Here is a 20,868-nt window from a genome sequence, read left to right on the forward strand (position 1 = left end):
AAACGATTTGCCGAGGTGGCAAATCGTTTTTATTGTGCTTCATATGTGATTCCAGATGGGTCGTACATATACGACTCGAGCTCTGAGTCGGTCATCGCCTGCACTTCGTTTCCGGCATCCGCTTGTTGGACACGGTAACGGACCTCATCGAGCAATGGCTCGTTCAAGAAGTAGTAGAAATGTCCGTCACTGGCGCGGGCACCTTCACCCGTCAACTGGTATTGCACCGCGTTGTTGAGCGCACCGACGTCTTCAATCAAGCGCATGTAGTCGTTCGGTCCGAGCGTCGTCTGCATATTGTCACCGACGGCCTTCAACACTTTATCGTAGTTGTTGAGGAGCGACGTCCCGAGCGACTGTTCGAGCACGGCGTTGATGACTTCCATCTGACGTTGACCGCGGCCGATGTCACCGCGTGGGTCGTCATAGCGGTTGCGGACGTAAGCGAGCGCTTCTTCACCGGTCAATTGCTGGAGGCCGGCCTCGACTTCGACGACCTCACGCGAAGCGTCGTAGCTGTTTTGTTTCGACGAGAACGGGACGTCAATCTCGACACCGCCGACGGCATCGATAAAGTCGACGAACCCTTGGAAGTTGAGTGAGACGACGTGGTCAATCTCAATCCCGACGAGGTTTTCGACCGTCTTCGTTGACATCCGCATACCGTTGTTCGGGTTCGACTCGTCCATCGAACCGAAGTAATAGGCGTGCGTGATTTTGTCTTGGTCAAGACCTGTCTTCCCGTACGGAATGTTGTAGCCGGTATAGTCGATGTTGACGTATGAGTCACGCGGGATGCTAAGCATCGTCGTCTGTTTTTCTTTCTTGTTCAAGATGACGACGATCATGACGTCAGAACGTCCATATTCACCACGTGCTTTCTTCTGGGGCGATAAATCCGTCCCGAGCACGAGGAAGCTTTCAGTATCTTCTTTATCAAACCGGGTCGGTTCTACCATCGGGTCGTCGTCAAGTGTCACTTGTGTCCCCGACAACATGTTGTGTGCTTTATAAAAGGCTGTCCCATACATGCTCGAGCCGGCGATGATCACGATGAGTAATACTGCACTGAACAGTTTATAAAACGCAGACGGTCCTGTGCGACGTCTACGAGCCTGGGTTCTAGAATTCATATGTTTCTCCTTCACGGTCGAATGATACGAGCTTCACTTATTATAGAGGAAACGATACCGTTTGTCGAAAACGTTTTGATGACAAATTCATTTCCATACAATTTCCCACAAGTAAAAAACCTGCGGACTGATGTCCGCAGGAGTCAAGCTCGGATAGAGAAGAAACGGGCCGCGGCCTCATTGCCTCGGGCTTGGAGCGCCTCCGCGCATCGCGACGCCGCTTCCTTGTCGAGGACGACCGTGACGCTCGGGTGGGCCTGTAGAATCGTCGCCGGCCACTCGATCGTCGGGACGCTCTCAATCATGTGATGGACCGCTTCCGCTTTTCGTGTCCCGGTCGCGACGAGGACGATCTCACGTGCGTTCATGATCGTGTCGAGGCCCATCGTAATGGCTTGGGTCGGCACTTCGTCAATCGAGTCGAAGAAACGTCGGTTCGCCTCGCGTGTCGACTCTGTCAATTCTGTCACGTGCGTCTTCGCGTCGAGCGCAGTCCCCGGCTCATTAAAGGCGATATGTCCGTTCTCGCCGATTCCGAGCAACTGCAGGTCGACACCGATCGAACGGACGAGCGCCTCGTAACGTGCCGTCTCTTGTTCCGGGTCGGGCGCGTCCCCGCGTGGCACATGGCTCTCCTTGAACGGCACGTCATCGAACAGCTTCTCTTCCATGAAGTGATGATAGCTTTGAGGGTGGTCCGGCGCGAGCCCGATATATTCATCCAAATTGACGCTCGTCACATGGCTGCAATCCAATCGGTCTTGTTTGAACATTTTATACATGCCGACCGGCGTACTCCCGGTCGCAAGCCCGAGGACGAATTCACGTTTCCCGGCCAGGCGTTCTTTAATGAGCGTGTATGCAATCTGTTCGGCGTCTTGTGGTGTATTGGCGACTAAGATGTTCATGCGTGCTCCTCCTTCTGAAAGACGATTCGCCCACGGTGAATCGTCTGTTTGACTGATAACGTCTCGTCCCAGATGACGAGGTCGGCGTCAAAGCCGCTGGCGATGTTCCCTTTATGTGTCAACCCGAACTCGCGCGCTTGGTTGAGCGAAGTCATCTTCACGGCTTCTTCGGTCGTACAGCCGGTGAACGCGAGGATGTTCCGAAATGCCGCGTCCATCGTCAACACGCTTCCCGCCAAGTTGCCCACTTCTAGACGGGCAGCCCCCGCCTCCACGATGACAGGCTGTCCGCCGAGCTCATACCGTCCATCGGGCAATCCTTTGGCCCGCATCGCATCCGTGATGACGACGAGCCCGTCTGCCCCTTTCATCCGATAGGCGAAGTCGACCATTTCCGGGCGGCTGTGAATCCCGTCCGGAATGATCTCTGCCATCACGTCCCGTTCGAGCAGGCAATAGCCGACCGTTCCGGGCTCCCGGTGATGCAGTCCGCGCATCTGATTGTATAGATGCGTCCCGTGTTTGACGCCCGCTCGCTTATTCTCGACGTATGTCGCGTTCGTGTGACCAGCCGACCCGATGGCCCCCGTCTCACGCATCACTCCCTCGAGTTCCCGTGCGCCCGGTCGCTCCGGTGCGTACGTCACGAGCCGGATATGTCCGGCTGCCTCCTGTTGCCATGAACGGAACAACTCCGCATCCGGGTCGACAATGTATTCGGCCGGTTGCGCCCCCGCGTTCTCGACGTTCACGAACGGCCCTTCTAAATGGATCCCGATGAGCGACGTATCATTCGTCTCGATGACACGGCGCGTCGCCTCGAGCGCACGCGAGATGTTCGACGGTGACTGGGTGATCGTCGTCGCAAAAAATGATGTCACGCCTTCAGCAAACATCGATTCGGCCCATTGGCGCAACGCCGTCTCGTCAGCGTCCATCGTGTCGACGTCATACCCGCCGTGGACGTGCACATCAATCATCCCAGGGGTGACGAGCGCACCGGAGACATCGTGTACCGTTTCCTCTTGTTCGACATAGTCTGACATCGAGCCGACTTGTTCGATCGTCGCCCCGTTGATTCGAATAAACCCTCGTTCAAACGTCTCGTCGCCCGAGACGATGTGTGCATTGATAATCACCATCATCAACCTCCACCTTTCTAACACTGTTCTTCCCCATTATCATAACAAATAACTAGTATAGTTGTATATACCAATTTAACCACATTGAATTTCTTTTCACGAAAGAAGACCCAATCTGTTGACGAACCAAATCGTGACATGTGATTTGGTTCATCTTCTTTTGGATTCAATGGTCCCGTGGCGCACTGCCCGACATAAAATTGAAGAAATGTAAAGACGAAAGGCCGAACTTGTGAGGCCTCTCGCGGCGCTCATCCGGCGGCGCCGGAGACTCCTAAGGGGATAGCGAGCGCAGCAGCGTTACGCGATGCGGCTCCCTGCTCGCCCCTAGGAAAGCGAAGGCGCCAAGAGGATGAGTGAAATCATTCTGTTAGTCAACAAACCGAGACCCAGTCAGTCGACTGGGTCTCCCATATACTTACGATTTGATTTCAACCGGTTCCGGTTTATAACGCCGGACGATATACACGAGACGAACAAATAAGAGCACGGCCCCAGCGGCAAGTCCGGCGATGAGCCCAATCCAATACCCGTCCGGACCGACACCGAGCGGTTCGGCGAGCGTATACCCGAGCGGCAGCCCGATCACCCAGTAGGCGATGAGTGACAAGACGAGCGTCACGTTCACGTCTTTGAAACCACGCAAAATCCCTTGAATCGGTGCGGCGACCGCGTCCGACAGTTGGAAGAACACCGCGAAGATCATGAAGTGGGCGGCGAGTTCGACGACAGCCGCGTCGTTCGTGTAAATCGCGGCGACCCGTTCGTTTTGCCAGAACAAGAACGCCCCCGAGAAAATCGACACGGCCAAACAGAGCGAAAGGCCGATCTTAGCGTATCGGACCGCATCTTTTAAGCGGCGGGCCCCGAGCTCATAGCCGACGACGATTGTGAGTGCACTCGATGCGGAGAGTGGCAACATGTAGACGAACGACGCGAAATTGATCGCCGCTTGGTGCGCAGCGACGATATTGTCGCCGTATGAGCTCAAGAGGAGCGTCACGGCCGCAAAGATGCTCACCTCGGCAAAGATGGCGAGCCCGATTGGCGTCCCGAGTTGCAACAGTTCTTTTTGGCGTGGCCAAAGCAGTCGTTCAAACGAGCGCAAGAAACGATACTCGAGGAACGGTTTGCCGCTTCGGACGAAAGCGAGCGCCATGAAAAATAGAAGCCAATACGTGATCGCCGAGGCGATGCCTGCCCCGATGCCACCGTAAGCCGGGACGCCGAGTTTTCCAAAGATGAAGATGTAGTTTAAACCGACGTTAATGGGTAACCCTAATAGTATAAGCAGCATCGAGACGCGCGTTTTGCCGAGTGAATCCATAAGCGTGCGTAACACATTGAACAAGAACATCGGCAACACCCCGAACCCGAGGGCGAGCAAATACCCTTTGGCGATGCGCTTCCCTTCTTCACTCAGACCCATCCCGTCGACGGCAGTCGGCACGAGGATGAATCCGAGGATGAGCGTCGCGATGCTCAGGCCGACCGCTAAGTAGACGCCTTGGAACAACGTCCGTTGAATCTGCTGGATATTTCTCGCCCCGAGCGCTTGCGCGACAATCGGCGCGACAGCGAGCAAAATCCCGCTCAGTCCCGTATAGACCGGCATCCATAGACTCGACCCGACGCCGACACCGGCCAAGTCGACCGCTCCGGCCCGGCCGGACATGACCGTGTCAAAAAAGCTGATTAAGTAAAAAGAGACTTGTGTCACCAAAATCGGATAGAAGATGGTGAAGAACAGTTTGATTTTTTCTTGAAGCGTATGTGTTTGGTACATGGACAACCCTCATCTCATTTCAGAAAGGAAACAGTAGAATGAATCAACGGAATGCGGAAAAACTAAAATATGAGTTGCTCGAGACGTGGAATACGTTCAACCATTATATGACCGAAGCGCTCACGTTTCAAAACAGTGAAGACATCCATCAGGCGCGCGTTCACCTCCGGAAGCTGTTAACGTTCATGCAACTGTACGAGACGAAACCGTCCACGTATCGTCAGCTGAAACAACTCATGGAGGCACTCGGAACGGTTCGGGACGGCGACGTACTCGTCGAGGCGCTCGAGACCGATTCGGAACTCGATATCGCTTTTCTCAACGAGATGGAGCGACAGCGTGCCATCAATCGAACCGTACTCGCCACCCGCGTGAGCGAGAAGATGACGCCGTCACTCGACCAACAAGTGCGTCGTTTCCTCGGTGGCCAGCTGTTCCGCGCCTTCAAAAAACAAGACGCGGCGTCTTTCCTCGAGAAAGCGAAAGATGAACGAAAACGTCGCATCGCCACCCATAAAGAAGCGTCACAGATGGCCGACCGGCTCGAGACGCTTCATAAAGTCCGGCTCGCCGTGAAACGCGAGCGCTATTTGCATGAATATTTGTTGAACTATGAGGACGAGGCGTCGAAAGACCAAGTCCATAAATTAAAACGGCTCCAGACCGAGCTCGGGAACATGAACGACCACCATCAGTTATTGTTGCGCTGGTCCGCGTTCACCCCACCCGAAGAGCTGAGTGCCGCATATGAATCGAAACTGCGCCAACTCGAGGCAGAACTCGACGAATCGGTCAACGCTGTCAAGCTTTAACGTGACGTATAGCGTTCGACGAGCAGTTCAAGCAACTTCATCCCGGCAATCGAGTTCCCTTTTGAGTCGAGGGCGGGACCGAAAATTCCAAATCCGACATCGCTCAGCCCGAGCTCATGCTTGCCGGTCGCGAGAATCGCACCCGACACGCCACTCTTACCAGGAAATCCGACGCGGACGGCGAACTCGCCCGAAGCATCGTACATGCCGCACGTCGTCATGATCGCTTTGACGATTCGGACGACACGGCGCGGAATCAACTCTTCGCCTGTCACCGGGTCCTCGCCGTTACCGGATAGAATCCGGCCGATGCGAGCCAAGTCAAAACAATCGATTTCGATGGCACATTGCTTCGTGTATACATCGATAATCTCATCGACGTCTCCTTCGACGATGCCGTGATGACGCATGAAATAAAGCAAGGCCCGGTTCAAGTCGGTCGTCTCGTATTCCGAGCGGGCGACTTTTTCGTTGTAGCGCACCTCTTCGACAGGCACGTTTAATAACGTCGCCAAAAATTGACGAAACTGATAAATCTTCAGCTCGGCCGTGTCGCCTAAAATCATACTCGTGACGGCGAGCGCCCCGGCGTTGATCATCGGGTTGAGTGGTTTTGACGGCACCGTCTCTTCAAGTTTTGCAATCGAGTTGAACGCATCCCCGGTCGGCTCCATCCCCACTTTCGAGAACACGTAGTCTTCGCCAAACTCCATCAAGACATAACAGAGCGTGAGCGCCTTCGAGACGCTTTGAATCGTGAATTTATGATGGACGTCACCCGCATGGATGTAAGAACCGTCAGGCAGACAAATCGCCACGCCGAGTAAATCGTCTTTCACATGAGCCAGCTCTGGAATATAATCGGCCACTTTCCCTTGAGCCGTATACGGACGACACTCGTCGACCAAATGCGCCAACTGCTGTTCTAATACGTTCATCATCATCACCTCATATCCGATAGTTTACAACCGGGTCATCTTACCACATCTTCTCGCGGTTATCCATCCGGCGGCCCGTCATCTTTATACCACTTGTCATCGGCCCATAGGATCGGCGGGCTCTCTTCGTCGCCCTCGAGCTTGTCGCCGTGCCGATTCATCACGAGGATGAACGTGATGACGCCTACGATGACGACGGACGCCATCAGCCAGAATGAGAGCATGGCAGTTCCTCCTTTTCAATCGTGACAGTTTTGTCTAACAACGGCGTGATACTTATCCTATGTCTCGTTGCCGATTCTCGGTACCGTTAAGCGTGAGACTATACGGAAATGGGTGAATGAATTGAAACAGATTGCAATCATCGGCGGCGGAATCACCGGGCTTGCCGCCGCCTATTACGCCAAACAAGCCGGGGCGCACGTCACACTCTATGAGGCGAACGATCGACTTGGAGGGAAAATCAAAACGATTCATCGGGACGGATTCGTCCTCGAGTGCGGACCCGACGGCTATATGGCCCGGAAACCGACGCTGACCGACTTGATTCAAGAGCTCGGCTTAGACGGGCAGCTCGTTCGTTCGAAGACTGGGACGTCGTACATCTATGTCCGTCAAAAACTGCGTCAAATGCCGGACGGTTCCGTCATGGGCATCCCGACAAAGTTTTGGCCGATGGTCAAGACCGACTTATTCACGTGGCGCGGCAAGTTCCGGGCCGGGCTCGACCTCGTGCTTCCGCGCGTCTATCACGGCACAGACATCTCGCTCGACACGTTCTTCCGTACCCGGCTCGGTCCTGAAGTCGTCGAGTCGATGATCGAACCGCTCTTGTCGGGCATTTATAACGGGACGCTCCAAGACATGAGCATCGAGTCTACTTTTCCTCAGTTTATCACGATTGAACGGAAAAAACGCAGCCTGATCCTCGGCATGAAAGCATTGACACCGCCCGTTCAAGCCGGGGCCACACCTCGTGAGGCAGGGAAGTTCTTGTCGCTCCGTAACGGGCTCGGCACATTGACTGAAGCGCTCCGACCGGCCATCGATCAGCTTTATTTGAACACACGCGTCGCCGCGATTCGCCCGCATGAAGTCGAGCTCTCGGACGGGACGGTCGAGACGTTTGACGGTATCATTCTCGCGACTTCTCCAGAGGCGCTCGGCCCGATGATCGGATTGGCTGAAGCAGCACAGTTATCCGACTTGAAACGAACGTCTTCCTTGACCGTGCTCGCCGCCTTCAAAGAGACCGATGTCGCAGCGCTCGACGGGACCGGGTATGTCATCGCCAAACGGGAAGGCAACGCACTGACCGCATGCAGCTGGATGCATAAGAAGTGGCCGCACATGGCACCTGCGGGTATGGCGCTCCTACGCGTCTATATCGGATCCGAGCACGTGCCTCCCCTGTTGAAGAAAGACGACGAGACGATTGCCGCGTTTGCCTTAGACGAGCTACGAACGATTCAACACGTCGGGAAGCCGCTCTTCACGAAAGTCGAACGGCACCTCGATACGATGCCCCAATATGAAGTCGGCCATAAAGCGTACGTCCGTTCCTTCAATCGTGCCCTCGCCGCACTGGACGGGGTCGAGGCGTGCGGCGCGATTCTTGACGGGGTCGGATTACCGGACTGTGTCGATTCGGCCAAACGGGCCGTCGAACGTCTGAGCGTAACGCCAGAGGTGCTCGTATGAGCGGAATCGATTACAACGTCAATCCGTTCATCGTCATTTGGGAAGTGACGCGCGCCTGTGCGTTGTCGTGCGTCCATTGTCGGGCCGAGGCCCAATATCATCGCTATCCCGATGAACTCGATACAGATCAGGCGAAAACGCTCATCCGGGACATTCACGCCATGGATAACCCAATCCTCGTCTTCACCGGCGACGACCCGCTCATGCGTGACGACTTATTCGAACTGACCTGGTACGCAGCCTCGCTCGGCATGCGCGTCTCGATGACGCCTTCGGCTACCCCACGCGTGACCCGCGATGCGGTCAAACGGGCGAAAGCGGCTGGGCTATCTCGTTGGGCGTTCTCCCTTGATGGGCCAGACGCCAAATCGCACGATTACTTCCGGGGCACTCGCGGCAGTTTCGATCGGACATTGCGCGGCATCTCGTACTTTCAACAGGAAGACATGTCATTTCAAATCAATACGACCGTCACGGAATACAACGTGGACCAACTTCCCGCGATTGCCGAACTCGTCGGTGCGCTCGGCGTCTCCGTCTGGACCCTCTTTTTCCTCGTTCCGACCGGACGCGGTTCGCTCTTACAACCGATCACACCAGAGCGGCATGAAGAAGTGCTACGTTGGGCTTTCGCTCTCCAAGCCGAAGAACCGTACTGCGTCTATCAACCGTCTACGTAAAAAGAATCATTTTACATTTTTTCGGTTTATCGTATGATAAATGTAAATATATTGAATTTGCATTTACCTCGATAAAGGTGGAGATCACATGTTCGTGTATGTCCCGATTGACGGCTTGTTTTACATCGGCCTCGCACTCATCGCCTTGATTAGCTATCCGGTCGGCCATTTGATCATGCGATTTGGAAAGACCGTGAACGGCGGATTTTACTCGCTCGTCGCGGTCAGTCTCGGTTTGTTCTTTTGGCTTGTGATTTGGTTTGACGAGGCCGCGCGACAGCGTGATATGGGGACAATCCCGGTCGTCTTCAATTTTGCGTTCGCCGTCCTGTTGTATGTAACGTTTCTCGCACTCAGTTATTTCGTCCTACGCGCCGTCCATCGACGCACACGAGTCAATCACTAAAAAAGGAGCGCCGGCATCTGCTGGCGCTCCTTTCCTTAATAGATCACGGTTGTCGGACGGAGTGTCAACTCTCCGTTCTCGACATCAATCATCACGGTCTGGCCATCCTCGACGTCACCGGCGAGGATGCTGCGGGCAAGCTTTGTCTCAATCGTCCGCTGCACATAGCGGTTAATTGGACGGGCCCCGAACTGCGGTTCATACGCCTCATCCGCGATGAACGCTTTCGCCGCGTCGGTGATTTCGATGTGAATCGAGCGGGCCGTCAAACGGCTTCCCATCCGGGCGACCGCCTTCTCGACGATTTGGCCGATTTGGTCGCGTGTGAGCGGATGGAACAGAATCGTCTCATCGACACGGTTCAAGAACTCCGGTCGGAAGTGACGACGGAGTCGCTCGATGACTTGACGTTCCTCCGCCTCATCGATGACGCCGTCTTTCGCCGCCTCGAGCAAGATGTCGGCCCCAATATTCGACGTCATAATGACAATCGTGTTCTTGAAATCGACGACTCGTCCGTGCGAGTCGGTCAAGCGACCGTCATCGAGCAACTGGAGCAAGATGTTGAACACGTCGGCGTGCGCTTTCTCGACTTCATCGAGTAGTAACACCGAGTACGGATTGCGACGGACCGCTTCCGTCAATTGACCGCCTTCCTCGTAGCCGATATAGCCCGGAGGCGCACCGACGAGACGCGACACGGCATGTTTCTCCATATACTCGCTCATGTCGAGACGAACGATATGGTCTTCCGAATCGAACATCGCCTCGGCGAGCGCTTTCCCGAGTTCCGTCTTCCCGACCCCGGTCGGCCCAAGGAAGAGGAACGACCCGATCGGGCGGTTCGGATCTTTAATGCCGGCCCGTGCTCGGATGACGGCGTCGCTGACGAGGCGAATCGCATCGTCTTGGCCGAAGACGCGTTGATGGAGCACCGTCTCGAGGTTGAGCAACTTGTCCCGTTCCCCTTCGGTCAGCTTCGTCACCGGGATGCCCGTCCATTTCGAGACGACCTCGGCAATCTCTTCTTCCGTCACTTCCTCCCGGACGAGTTCACGCGTCACCGATCCCGCGAGACGTTCGGCTTCTTCAAGTTCACGCTCGAGTTCCGGGATACGTCCGTATTTGAGTTCCGACGCCCGGTTCAAGTCGTAGCGGCTCTCTGCCTCTTGCAGTTCGAGCTTCACTTTCTCGAGGTCGCCACGGATGTGTTGGACGCGGTGGGTCGATTCTTTCTCGTTTTCCCAACGTAGACGAAGCGCGTCCGCTTGTTCGCGTGACGAGGCGAGTTCTTGTTGAAGCGCCTCGAGCCGTTTCTTCGACGCGTCGTCGCTTTCTTTTTTGAGCGCCGCCTCTTCAATCTCGAGCTGCATGACGCGACGCACGAGTTCATCGAGTTCGGCCGGCATCGATTCCATCTCGGTCCGAATCATCGCGCACGACTCATCGACGAGGTCAATCGCTTTGTCTGGCATGAAACGGTCGGTAATGTAGCGATTCGACAAGACGGCCGCCGCGACGAGCGCGTTGTCATGAATGCGGACACCGTGGTGAATCTCGAACCGTTCTTTCAAGCCGCGTAAGATTGAGACCGTGTCTTCGACATCCGGTTCGTCGACGAGCACTTGTTGGAAGCGTCGCTCGAGTGCTGGATCTTTCTCGATATATTGACGATACTCATCGAGCGTCGTCGCCCCGATACAATGGAGCTCACCACGGGCGAGCATCGGCTTGAGCATGTTCCCGGCGTCCATCGCCCCTTCGGACTTACCGGCCCCGACGATTGTATGCAATTCATCAATGAAGAGGATGATTTTCCCTTCCGCCTCTTTCACTTCGTTCAAGACGGCTTGCAAACGCTCTTCGAACTCCCCGCGATATTTGGCACCGGCGACGAGCGAGCTCATGTCGAGGCTAAAGATCGTCTTGTCTTTCAAACTTTCCGGGACGTCCCCGCGGACGATCCGCTGGGCGAGCCCTTCGACGATGGCCGTCTTCCCGACACCCGGTTCCCCGATCAAGACGGGGTTATTCTTCGTCTTCCGGCTCAAGATGCGGATGACGCGGCGAATCTCGCTATCACGCCCGATGACAGGGTCGATTTTTCCGGTCTTCACTTCTTGAATCAAGTCACGTCCGTATTTTGTCAACACGTCATACGTCGCTTCCGGAGATTTCGAGGTGATGCGGCGATTGCCGCGGACGGCGGTGAGCGCCTCGCGTAACTTGTCCTCGGTTACCCCTTTTCGTTCGAGCATGCTTTGCGCTTGGCTTTTATTCAACAGGATGCCGAGCAACACATGTTCGACAGAGACGTATTCGTCACTCATCCCGGTCGCCTCACGTTCGGCCGTCGTCAAAACGTTCAACAGCGAGGCCGAAATCATCGGCGTCGTCGGATTTTGCAACTTCGGCGCATTTTTAAGCGCCATCGCCACTTCGGCTTCAATCTCTGCGACGTTTAACTCCATCTTCTGTAACAAAAGTGGGATGATGCCGTCCGTTTGCGAGATCATCGATGCCAAGACGTGCCATTCGTTCATCTCACTATGGTGATACTGTTTCGCGAGCGCTTGTGAACTGACGATGCTTTCATGTGCTTTATCGGTAAATCGATTGAAATCCATCCCATTTCCTCCTTATGTTCAGCGTTCAAGTTGTTCATAAACAGATCGGTGGGCGGCGTCGAGTGGCAAGTCGACCTCGAGCTGGACGAACAAGTCAGACCGGACTTTCGAGGTCGTCATAAAGCCACGTCCTGGAATCCGCATCCGTTGCCCTGGACGCGAACCCGGTTTCACTTTCAATTTCACGCGGCCCCCGTCGAGCGTCGCGATAACGACTTCCGTCCCGTCAAGAAATGCGAGCGGACGCAACCGTTTGACGGTGATGACGTTCGCACCTTCCCGATGATACGCCTCGTCGTCCGTGAAATGGAGCTCGACGTAGACGTCGCCGCGGTCCCCGGATTGTCCGACTTTACTGCCCTTCCCTTTTAGGCGCAGCTTTTGTCCTTCATAGGCGCCTTGGGGAATTTTCACGTTCACAGTCCCAGACTGGAGACGCAAACTCACTTTCGCCTCTTTCGTCAATTGGCTAAGCGGTACGTTGACGCGTACCGTCTCATCCAAGTCTTCCTCGACCGTCTGGTTGAAGAAACTGCCGAACATGTCCTCAAATCCGAACGTCCGCGACGTCGTCCGTGAGCCGCCCCCGAATTGACGGAACAAATCCTCAAACTGGGCCGAGCCCTCCCCATATCCGTCTCCGCTATACGTCCCGCCACCGAATGTCGGTCCTTCCGCACTTCCGTAGCGGTCATAATTTGCTTTTTTCTCTGGGTCGCTCAATACGTCGAACGCTTCTTGAATCGCTTTGAACTGATCTTGCGCGCCCGGGTCTTGATTCACGTCCGGATGGTATTGTTTGGCCAACTTTCGATATGCTCGTTTAATGTCCTGCTCGGATGCCTGCCTCGACACGCCGAGGACGTCATAATAGTTTTTTGCCATTTCGTTTCACCTCACCTATCCCTTTCCCGATTCTGTTAAGTCTATTCTATCTAATTGGTCAAACAAGGTCAAAGATTACCCTCATTAATGTGTACGAAAAAAAGAAGGACTTCGTTTCAAAACGAAGCCCATTCTTAATTAGAAGTATACTTTCGGATTGGCCATGCCTTCTTCGAAGACGATCGTCACTTCCGGGTTGCCCCCGAGTGAGGTCACGTTAATTCGAATCGGGACACTGCGGTTGTATTCCCAACGGTTCTCGAGCAAGCCGACGATATGTTGTGTGAAGCCAACCAGTTCGGCGCGGCTATAGAACTGGATCGGGATATCGATCTCAAGGCGTGACAAATCACCGTTCTGATAGAACCCTTTGCCGATCATGCCGCTAAAGTCAGGAAAGACGTCCGCGATTCGGTCACTGAACAACGTGAACTTTTGAGAGTCGTCGCGCACTTCGTTCGTCGCCTCACGTGACGGGAAGTAGTAATAACGCTCATCGATTGCTTTCCAATCACCTGAGGCGATTTGATCCGACTTGCCGACGAAAGCCGACTTGATGTAGTTTCCGGGTGTCGGCGAGCCTTGCGAAGCCTTCATATATAACGCCACGTTAATATCGAGATCTTTAAAGTCTTCCCGTTCACGTAGCTGTTTCACGAGTTCATTCGCCATCCGCTCCCCTTCTGCGATGACTTTACTCTCATCCAATCGCTCGGTATATGTCGGCCCGAAGTTTGGAGCTTGGAAGACGTACTCCCGGTTCAAGATGAGCGCGAACGAGACACCGCCGAGCGTATAGCCGTTATCGGCTCGTTGCATGTAGTTCTGTTCGACGAGCGAGGCGAGATAGAGCGGTGACTCTTTATTGGCGTCGACAAAGTCCGCGTCTGAAACTTCCGCCGTCCCGTTTTGATAAGCCGGGTTGAGTGGAACGAAGGCGCCTTCTTCCTGCTCCTTGCTCTTACGACCGAGAAGCTGTAACACGTCGGTGTTCGTTAAAAGCTGACCTTCTTGATACGCGAACTGCTCCGGATTGAACGCTCCGGTCGAATGACGCATCAAGCCAAGTTCGACTTCTTCTAGTTCGAGCGACGAACTCACTTGACGTTGCGCGAGTCCACGGGCCGCTGCCGGTTTGAACGGAATCACCATCTGATAATACGAATCACGCGCCTCGATGGCAGGCGTGACCCCTTCTGACACCGTCTCATTTCCTGTCGGCGTCGCTTCTTCTTCCCCCATTGGGATCTTCATTGAACATCCACTGAGTAGCAAACTGGCGGCCACTGCGGGAATGATGAGTTGTTTCCATTTCATCTATCGTTAACTCCTTTTAACAAGTCGATTCCTCATACACTTTTTCTATTATAGCAAAATCGCCCGCTGAAAAAAGTGTCGAAGCGGAATCAGTCCGTTAGACGAACAAATCCTCCGGCAATGGAACCGGAGGAAGACGCGTTATGCTTTGTTCGATGGACGTCGGCGATACATGAACGTCATCAGTCCGACGAGGATAAACAGGAGACCGAGCGCTGTTACCCACGTACTCGTCGAACCAGTCATCGGGAGCGTCCCTTGTGTCGGGGGTGTCGTCGGATCTTTGACGTACGCACTGTCATCTTCCCGTTCTGGGATGGCTTGTTTGACGTGAACCGTCGCCTCGGCCGAACGGGAGACGCGGTTCCCGCTCACTTCGAACGTGAAGGTCACCCGATTCGTCAACGTCTCGCCAGCTCGGACGTCGTAAGAAGGCAACAAGACTTGCTCCATCTCCAGGACGACTTCTTCACCGGGCACAAGGCCGTTCTCGACTTCCGCTAGGGCTCGCATGCCGTTACGTAGCGCTTCGGTCGCGTCACGCTGTTCTGTCACGGTCAAGGCCCCGCTCGTCCATTCTTCCATCACGTCGACGAAATGAAGCGTGACGTTCGACGTGTTCGTAATCGTATACGTGTACACAATCGCATCGCCCGGATGCACTGTTTTCGGGTTCGCTTCTTTTGTCACGGTGAAGTCAATCCGGTCCAACAAGACGATTTGTTGGCTCTCGGCATCAATCACACGACCATATTCGTCAGTGGCGGCCACTCGGAAGATATTCCCGATTTCAGGTTCGGTCGCCGCATCGTAATCGTCCGGCACTTCGAGGTTGATGGTCGTTTCCACCCGTTCGCCCGGGGCAAGCCCATCCTCTCCAATTAGCGCATCAAATCTTGTTTGCAACGTCTCATTGAATACACGGATGGCTTCGGCGCTGATGCCACCGTCAAAGAATTCATCTTCAATCGAAGTGATCGTGAGCAATGTCTCCCCAGTGTTCTCGATGATGAATGTGTACGGAATCATCCCGCCGACGACCGCTTGATCGATATTCGCTTCTTTTCCGACCTCAAGCCCGATCATTTCGTTCGGTACGACGGTCACCGTCACGTCCGCACAATCGTTTGGAATCGCTTCGTTTTCGACCCCGATACAAAACGTGTTCGTCACGTCCATCTCCATTTTCAAGTCTGGGACGAACGTGTCAAACTGAATCACCGTTGTCCCGACCGGTATGACCGGGAACGTCCAGTTGAAAGCGGGCGGACCGCTGACGACGGTCGGGACGGGCGTCTCCACACCTTCCGGACCAATCACTTCAACCGAATCCGTGACGACCGTCAACGCTTCCGGTACCGTGTCCGACACCGAGAAGTTTTCAATCGGTGCCCCTGTCACGTTGATGACGAGTCGATACGTCAACAAGTCGCCTGCGAGCACTTCCGTGATTTCGCCGTCCGCCCCGAGTGCGAGCTTCTCGATCGTGACAGAAGGGGTGACAGAGGTCGCCGCTATTTCTTCTGTCATCACCTCGACGTCCACGACCGGTTCTTCGACACCTGCTTCTTCCACGCTCGATTCCTCTGCGACGGTTGCTTCTACAACCGATTCTTCAGGAAGCGCTTCTTCCACGACTTCTTCAACAATCAATTCCGCCGACTCTGTTTCTTCGACAGGTGGCGTTTCCGTTAACACTTCTTCCACGACCGGTTCAATCGCCGCTCCCTCTGTAATCGTGAAGGCCGTGAACGAGTACGGCACGCGACCTTCATCGTACAGCGTGACCGTGTCAATCAAGGACCCGTCGACGCTCGGCGCATCAATCATGAAGCGCCATGTGTCCATAGTTTCCCGAACCCCGTAATACGTCACGTCTTCATAGACGAGACTCGATTCGAATAAGCTGTCTGCTTCCTCGGTCGTCAAGTCGACCTGTACATAAACCGTACTCGCGGTCTCGGCGTAAAGAACGTTCGGTGTAAGTAAGCTGATCAATAATGCAATCAAAGCGATCCATGCAGTCCATTGACGGGTGGCGTGCGTCATGATGTGTCCCTCCTCTAAGCTGAATGCCAGTCGACATGTCTGTCCGATGACCGCCTCGGCACGGAGGGAGAAAAGAGGATGTGTGTGCGCGAGTCGTGGTGTCAAAGGGTCCTCTAATTCAGGAAGATTTTGCAAATTGTAAGGATACTATTCATTACCCTTCCGGCGTTTTCGTAAATCCGTCGAAACCTTAATTTTTTCGAACGTTAGGTCAATGAAAAAAAGTCACCATCTGAAAATCGTTCAGATGGTGACTCGTTTCAATTCTGTTCGGATAAGAACGAAAGGAGCGCCGCTTCGTCCCACACTTCGATGCCGAGTGACTCCGCTTTCGTCAATTTCGAACCAGCCTTCTCACCGGCGACGAGCAAATCCGTGTTCTTGCTGACGCTTCCAGTGACGCTCGCGCCGAGCAGTTCAAGCTTCTTCCCGGCTTCGCCACGCGTCATCTCATGCAGTTTGCCGGTCAAGACGACCGTCTTCCCTGCAAGCGGCGCGTCCGTGTCGACGGGGCGCTTCGTCCCTTTGAACGTCAAATTGACACCTGCTTCAGCGAGTTCCTGCACGAGATCTTGGGCTTCCGGTTTCTCGAAATAGAGGGTGATCGATTCGGCCATCTTCGTACCGATGCCGTCAATCGCCGTCAACGCTTCTACAGAAGCCGTCATGATTTGATCCATCGTCTCGAATCGTTCGGCGATGAGCGTCGCCGCCTTTTGGCCGACGAGACGGATACCGAGCGCGAACAATACACGTTCGAGCGAGTTCTGTTTCGATTGCTCGATCGCCGCGAGCAAGTTCGTCACCGACGTCTCACCCATCCGTTCAAGCGCAAGGAGCGCCTCGCGGTCAAGACGATACAAGTCGGCGACGTTATGGACGAGACCGGCCTCATGCAGTTGGGTGATGACTTTCTCTCCGAGACCGTCGATATTCATCGCCGGACGTGAGACGAAATGAATCAACCCTTCTAATAGCTGAGCCGGACACTCCGGATTGACACAACGATGATCGGCCTCGCCTTCTAATCGGACGAGCTCCGAGTCACACGCCGGACAATGTGTCGGGAAGACGATTTCCTGTTCGTTCCCGGTCCGTTCACTGACGATGGCCGACACGACGGCCGGAATGACATCGCCTGCCTTCTTAATGATGACGCGGTCAAACACGTGTAAATCCTTTTCTTTTATGAAGTCTTCATTGTGAAGCGTGGCATACGTCACGGTCGAGCCCGCGACCGAGACCGGTGCGAACCGCGCCCGTGGCGTGACTTTCCCGGTCCGCCCGACACTGAAGTCGACGTCTTCAATCGTCGTCACGACTTCCTCGGCTGGGAACTTATAGGCGACGGCCCAACGCGGACTCTTCGCCGTGAAGCCGAGCTGTTCTTGTTCTTCGTAGGCTGCGACTTTGATGACGATACCGTCAATCTCATACGGCAGTTCGGACCGCTTCGTCACATACGTTTCAATATAGTCCCATAACTCATCGGCCGTACGACACGTCGTGTACTCTTGGCTGACGGCGATGCCGAGACGGCGCAAATATTCGAGCGACTCGTCATGCGAGGCGACGAGGTCGTCCGTCGAGACGAGCCCGTAGGCGAAGAACGCCAAGTTCCGCGACGCCGCGATTTTCGAGTCGAGCTGTCGGAGCGAACCTGCCGCCGCATTGCGCGGGTTGGCGAATAAAGGTTCCCCAAGACGTTCTCGCTCGTCGTTCAAATGTTCGAATGACCGTTTCGGCATGTACGCCTCACCGCGCACCTCGAACGTGACGTCCTCGTTCAACCGAAGCGGAATCGAGCGGATCGTCCGCAAGTTTTGTGTGATGTCTTCCCCGGTCGTCCCGTCACCGCGCGTCGCACCGCGGACGAACCGTCCGTCCTCGTATTTAAGCGACACGGCGAGACCGTCGAACTTGAGCTCGGCGACGAACAGCGGACTGTAGCCGAGGTCTTTCTCGATCCGTTCGACCCATTCGACGAGCTCTTCTTTAGAGAAGACGTTGCCGAGTGATAGCATCGGCGTGTCATGCGTCACTTTGACGAACGCATCGAGCGGGGCGCCGCCGACACGTTGCGTCGGCGAATCCGGACTCCGGAGTTCCGGATAATCCGTCTCAATTTCGATGAGCTCGTTCATGAGACGGTCGTATTCCGCATCCGGGACGCTCGGTCGGTCGAGCACATAATATTCATACCCGTATTGATTTAACTTTTGACGAATCGCTTCAACGCGTTCTGCCATCTCCATATAATCACCTCACGCTTTTTCGATTGGGGCAAACTTGGCGAGTAGGCGCTTGATGCCAACGGCCGGGAAGGCGATATCGAGTTCGAGCTGGTCGCCTTCGCCACGCGTCTGAACGACCGTGCCTTGTCCCCACTTCTTATGATTCGCTTTATCTCCGACGTTCCAACCGATCGACTCGGCGCCAGACGACTGGGCGAGCTTCGGTTTCGGTTTTGAGCTGAAGCCGTTCACGGGAAGTTTCCCTGGCGACTCGACCGGATTCCATGGCATCGGCTTCTTCGCTTTACCTGAACGTTCTAATAACGTCTCCGGCAACTCATGTAAGAAGCGCGACTCCGGGTTGTTTTGGAAACGCCCGTACAACATGCGGGACTGGGCCCGCGTCAAATAGAGACGTTTCTCAGCCCGTGTGATCCCGACGTAAGCGAGACGACGTTCTTCTTCCATCTCTTCCGGATCGTTCAAGGCACGGCTGTGTGGGAACAGCCCTTCTTCCATCCCAATCAAGAAGACGACCGGGAACTCGAGCCCTTTGGCCGAGTGGAGCGTCATGAGCGTCACTTGGTGCAACTCGTCGACTTCTTCGAGCGAATCGAGATCCGAGACGAGCGTCAAGTCGGTCAGGAAAGCGACGAGCGTCTGCTCGTCACTCTCTTTCTCGAAGTTTTGCGCGACCGAGAGGAACTCTTGCAAGTTCTCGAGGCGGCTCTCGGCTTCAAGCGTCTTCTCGATTTTGAGCATCTCTTCGTAGCCTGACTTCTTCAGCACTTCTTCAATCAATTCGGAAATCGACAAGTAGTCGGCCATTTGACGCAAATCGACCATCAATTGACGGAACTCGGCAAGCTTCGTCGCTGTGCGTGGGGCAATGCCCGACAGCTCGATGTCACGAATCGCTTCCATGAGCGACACACCCTGCATCCCGGCGAAGTCGCCGAGCTTATCGACCGTCGCGGCGCCGATGCCGCGCTTCGGTTCGTTGACGACACGGACGAAGGAGATGTCCTCGTCCGGGTTGGCGATCAAGCGCAAATACGCCAAGATGTCTTTGATTTCTTTTCGTTCATAGAACTTTGTCCCGCCGACCATCTTATACGGGATGTTCGACTTGAGCAGCATCTCTTCAAGTCCACGCGATTGAGCGTTCGTCCGATACAGAACGGCCATTTCGCCGTAATCGATTCCTTCTTGGCGGAGCTCTTTCATCTGATTGATGATGAAGAACGCTTCATCACGGTCGTCTGAAGCGACATGAAGGAGGAGCTTCTCCCCTTCCGCGTTTTCCGTCCACAACTTTTTATCTTTACGGCTCGAGTTGTTTTGGATGACCCCATTCGCCGCCTCTAGAATGCGTTTCGTCGAGCGATAGTTCTGTTCGAGCAAGATGACGTGCGCGCTCGGATAGTCCTTCTCAAACGTCAAGATGTTGGCGATGTCGGCGCCGCGCCAGCGATAAATCGACTGGTCCGAGTCCCCGACGACACACAAGTTCTCATGCGCCTCGGCAAGCAGTTTAACGAGCGTATATTGGGCCCGGTTCGTATCTTGATACTCGTCGACATGGATGTATCGAAATTTCTTCTGATAGAACGCGAGCACGTCCGGCGCTTCTTGGAACAACTGGATCGCCTTCATAATCAAGTCGTCAAAGTCGAGCACGTTGTTTTGCTTCAACTTCTTCTCATAGGCCGTATAAACGTCCGAGATGACTTTTTCGTACGGGTTGTTGCCGACGAGTGCGGCCGCCTCTTGTGGCGTGCGGAGCTCGTTCTTATGGTTCGAGATCATACCGAGGAGCGTCCGTGGCTCGTATTTTTTCGGGTCAAGGTTCAACTCTTTGAGCACTTGCTTGATCGCCGTCAATTGATCGGACGAGTCAAGAATCGAGAAGTTCCGGTCATAACGGATGCGATCGATGTCCCGGCGTAAAATTCGGACGCACATCGAGTGGAACGTCGAAATCCAAATATCGTCCGCGACACCGCCGACGAGACGGGCGATTCGGTCTTTCATCTCACGGGCCGCTTTGTTCGTAAACGTGATGGCGAGAATGTTCCACGGCGCAATCTGTTTCGACGCCATCAAATAGGCGACGCGATGCGTCAAGACGCGTGTTTTCCCAGACCCCGCCCCGGCCATGATGAGCAGCGGGCCGTCCGTATATTTGACTGCCTCTGCTTGTGGAGGGTTCATGCCTTTGACCAATTCTTCACTCAAGTTATACATAAT

The 20,868-nt window shown here is 54.6% G+C and carries 16 protein-coding genes; 4 read left to right on the top strand and 12 right to left on the bottom strand.

Annotated features, from left to right (window positions below; genetic code table 11):
* Positions 1-29: 29 nt before the first annotated feature.
* The 4 genes from DI14_RS12345 to DI14_RS12360 form a co-directional block, all read right to left on the bottom strand.
* Positions 30-1,133, bottom strand: coding sequence for an LCP family protein (locus DI14_RS12345; RefSeq protein WP_034808993.1), 1,104 nt, complete (start codon positions 1,131-1,133; stop codon positions 30-32).
* A 143-nt stretch (positions 1,134-1,276) separates the two neighbouring features.
* Entirely contained in the window at positions 1,277-2,041 is a 765-nt protein-coding gene (nagB, locus tag DI14_RS12350) for a glucosamine-6-phosphate deaminase (RefSeq protein WP_034808995.1), read from the bottom strand.
* Complete coding sequence (gene nagA, locus DI14_RS12355) at positions 2,038-3,186, bottom strand: N-acetylglucosamine-6-phosphate deacetylase (RefSeq protein WP_034808998.1); 1,149 nt, start codon at positions 3,184-3,186, stop codon at positions 2,038-2,040. Before nagA ends, nagB begins: the two co-directional genes overlap by 4 nt.
* 415 nt (positions 3,187-3,601) lie before the next feature.
* Positions 3,602-4,969, bottom strand: coding sequence for an MATE family efflux transporter (locus DI14_RS12360; protein ID WP_034809000.1), 1,368 nt, complete (start codon positions 4,967-4,969; stop codon positions 3,602-3,604).
* Positions 4,970-5,007: 38 nt separating this feature from the next.
* Between DI14_RS12360 and DI14_RS12365 the strand changes: the two genes are divergently transcribed.
* Positions 5,008-5,781 (top strand): CHAD domain-containing protein, encoded by a 774-nt coding sequence (locus DI14_RS12365; RefSeq protein ID WP_034809002.1) that lies wholly within the window; start codon positions 5,008-5,010, stop codon positions 5,779-5,781.
* Here the strand turns inward: DI14_RS12365 and glsA are convergent.
* Together glsA and DI14_RS15560 are read right to left on the bottom strand one after the other, a co-directional pair.
* Positions 5,778-6,722: a glutaminase A gene (gene glsA / locus DI14_RS12370; RefSeq protein ID WP_369792716.1), complete on the bottom strand. Its 945-nt coding sequence runs from the start codon at positions 6,720-6,722 to the stop codon at positions 5,778-5,780. The two genes, DI14_RS12365 and glsA, sit on opposite strands and share 4 nt — an antisense overlap.
* A 56-nt stretch (positions 6,723-6,778) precedes the next feature.
* Complete coding sequence (locus tag DI14_RS15560) at positions 6,779-6,943, bottom strand: hypothetical protein (RefSeq protein ID WP_167331249.1); 165 nt, start codon at positions 6,941-6,943, stop codon at positions 6,779-6,781.
* A gap of 112 nt (positions 6,944-7,055) precedes the next feature.
* On the opposite strand from DI14_RS15560, the gene hemG reads away from it, so the two are divergent.
* The 3 genes from hemG (at position 7,056) to DI14_RS12385 (ending at position 9,506) form a co-directional block, all read left to right on the top strand.
* Positions 7,056-8,420, top strand: a complete 1,365-nt coding sequence (hemG, locus tag DI14_RS12375; RefSeq protein ID WP_034809005.1) for a protoporphyrinogen oxidase — start codon at positions 7,056-7,058, stop codon at positions 8,418-8,420.
* Entirely contained in the window at positions 8,417-9,100 is a 684-nt protein-coding gene (locus tag DI14_RS12380) for a radical SAM protein (protein WP_369792717.1), read from the top strand. Before hemG ends, DI14_RS12380 begins: the two co-directional genes overlap by 4 nt.
* Positions 9,101-9,188: 88 nt before the next feature.
* Positions 9,189-9,506: a hypothetical protein gene (locus DI14_RS12385; protein ID WP_034809007.1), complete on the top strand. Its 318-nt coding sequence runs from the start codon at positions 9,189-9,191 to the stop codon at positions 9,504-9,506.
* 35 nt (positions 9,507-9,541) lie between these two features.
* Here the strand turns inward: DI14_RS12385 and clpB are convergent, their stop codons facing one another.
* The 6 genes from clpB to pcrA all read right to left on the bottom strand — a co-directional run bounded on the left by clpB (position 9,542) and on the right by pcrA (position 20,865).
* Positions 9,542-12,133, bottom strand: coding sequence for an ATP-dependent chaperone ClpB (gene clpB, locus DI14_RS12390; RefSeq protein WP_034809008.1), 2,592 nt, complete (start codon positions 12,131-12,133; stop codon positions 9,542-9,544).
* Positions 12,134-12,151: 18 nt separating this feature from the next.
* A complete protein-coding gene (locus DI14_RS12395; RefSeq protein ID WP_034809009.1) occupies positions 12,152-13,018 on the bottom strand; it encodes a DnaJ C-terminal domain-containing protein in 867 nt (288 codons plus the stop codon).
* A 138-nt stretch (positions 13,019-13,156) separates the two neighbouring features.
* Positions 13,157-14,335, bottom strand: a complete 1,179-nt coding sequence (locus tag DI14_RS12400; protein WP_034809010.1) for a CamS family sex pheromone protein — start codon at positions 14,333-14,335, stop codon at positions 13,157-13,159.
* 141 nt (positions 14,336-14,476) lie between these two features.
* Positions 14,477-16,384, bottom strand: a complete 1,908-nt coding sequence (locus DI14_RS12405; RefSeq protein ID WP_034809011.1) for an LPXTG cell wall anchor domain-containing protein — start codon at positions 16,382-16,384, stop codon at positions 14,477-14,479.
* 260 nt (positions 16,385-16,644) lie between these two features.
* The gene (gene ligA, locus DI14_RS12410; protein WP_034809014.1) at positions 16,645-18,639 is read right to left on the bottom strand and encodes an NAD-dependent DNA ligase LigA; all 1,995 of its coding nucleotides are present in this window, start codon (positions 18,637-18,639) and stop codon (positions 16,645-16,647) included.
* 9 nt (positions 18,640-18,648) lie between these two features.
* Positions 18,649-20,865: a DNA helicase PcrA gene (gene pcrA / locus DI14_RS12415; protein WP_034809016.1), complete on the bottom strand. Its 2,217-nt coding sequence runs from the start codon at positions 20,863-20,865 to the stop codon at positions 18,649-18,651.
* Positions 20,866-20,868 lie beyond the last annotated feature (3 nt).

It is taken from the genome of Exiguobacterium sp. AB2, from assembly GCF_000696055.1.
Lineage (GTDB): Bacteria > Bacillota > Bacilli > Exiguobacteriales > Exiguobacteriaceae > Exiguobacterium > Exiguobacterium alkaliphilum.

What these genes read in the sequence shown, in the direction of transcription:
- pcrA (WP_034809016.1), bottom strand. Translation starts at nt 20,865, where the DNA reads ATGTATAACTTGAGTGAAGAATTGGTCAAAGGCATGAACCCTCCACAA.
- DI14_RS12360 (WP_034809000.1), bottom strand. Translation starts at nt 4,969, where the DNA reads ATGTACCAAACACATACGCTTCAAGAAAAAATCAAACTGTTCTTCACC.
- DI14_RS12345 (WP_034808993.1), bottom strand. Translation starts at nt 1,133, where the DNA reads ATGAATTCTAGAACCCAGGCTCGTAGACGTCGCACAGGACCGTCTGCG.
- nagB (WP_034808995.1), bottom strand. Translation starts at nt 2,041, where the DNA reads ATGAACATCTTAGTCGCCAATACACCACAAGACGCCGAACAGATTGCA.
- DI14_RS12385 (WP_034809007.1), top strand. Translation starts at nt 9,189, where the DNA reads ATGTTCGTGTATGTCCCGATTGACGGCTTGTTTTACATCGGCCTCGCA.
- DI14_RS12400 (WP_034809010.1), bottom strand. Translation starts at nt 14,335, where the DNA reads ATGAAATGGAAACAACTCATCATTCCCGCAGTGGCCGCCAGTTTGCTA.
- ligA (WP_034809014.1), bottom strand. Translation starts at nt 18,639, where the DNA reads ATGGAGATGGCAGAACGCGTTGAAGCGATTCGTCAAAAGTTAAATCAA.
- DI14_RS12365 (WP_034809002.1), top strand. Translation starts at nt 5,008, where the DNA reads ATGAATCAACGGAATGCGGAAAAACTAAAATATGAGTTGCTCGAGACG.
- DI14_RS12395 (WP_034809009.1), bottom strand. Translation starts at nt 13,018, where the DNA reads ATGGCAAAAAACTATTATGACGTCCTCGGCGTGTCGAGGCAGGCATCC.
- glsA (WP_369792716.1), bottom strand. Translation starts at nt 6,722, where the DNA reads ATGATGAACGTATTAGAACAGCAGTTGGCGCATTTGGTCGACGAGTGT.
- clpB (WP_034809008.1), bottom strand. Translation starts at nt 12,133, where the DNA reads ATGGATTTCAATCGATTTACCGATAAAGCACATGAAAGCATCGTCAGT.
- nagA (WP_034808998.1), bottom strand. Translation starts at nt 3,186, where the DNA reads ATGATGGTGATTATCAATGCACACATCGTCTCGGGCGACGAGACGTTT.
- DI14_RS12380 (WP_369792717.1), top strand. Translation starts at nt 8,417, where the DNA reads ATGAGCGGAATCGATTACAACGTCAATCCGTTCATCGTCATTTGGGAA.
- DI14_RS15560 (WP_167331249.1), bottom strand. Translation starts at nt 6,943, where the DNA reads ATGCTCTCATTCTGGCTGATGGCGTCCGTCGTCATCGTAGGCGTCATC.
- DI14_RS12405 (WP_034809011.1), bottom strand. Translation starts at nt 16,384, where the DNA reads ATGACGCACGCCACCCGTCAATGGACTGCATGGATCGCTTTGATTGCA.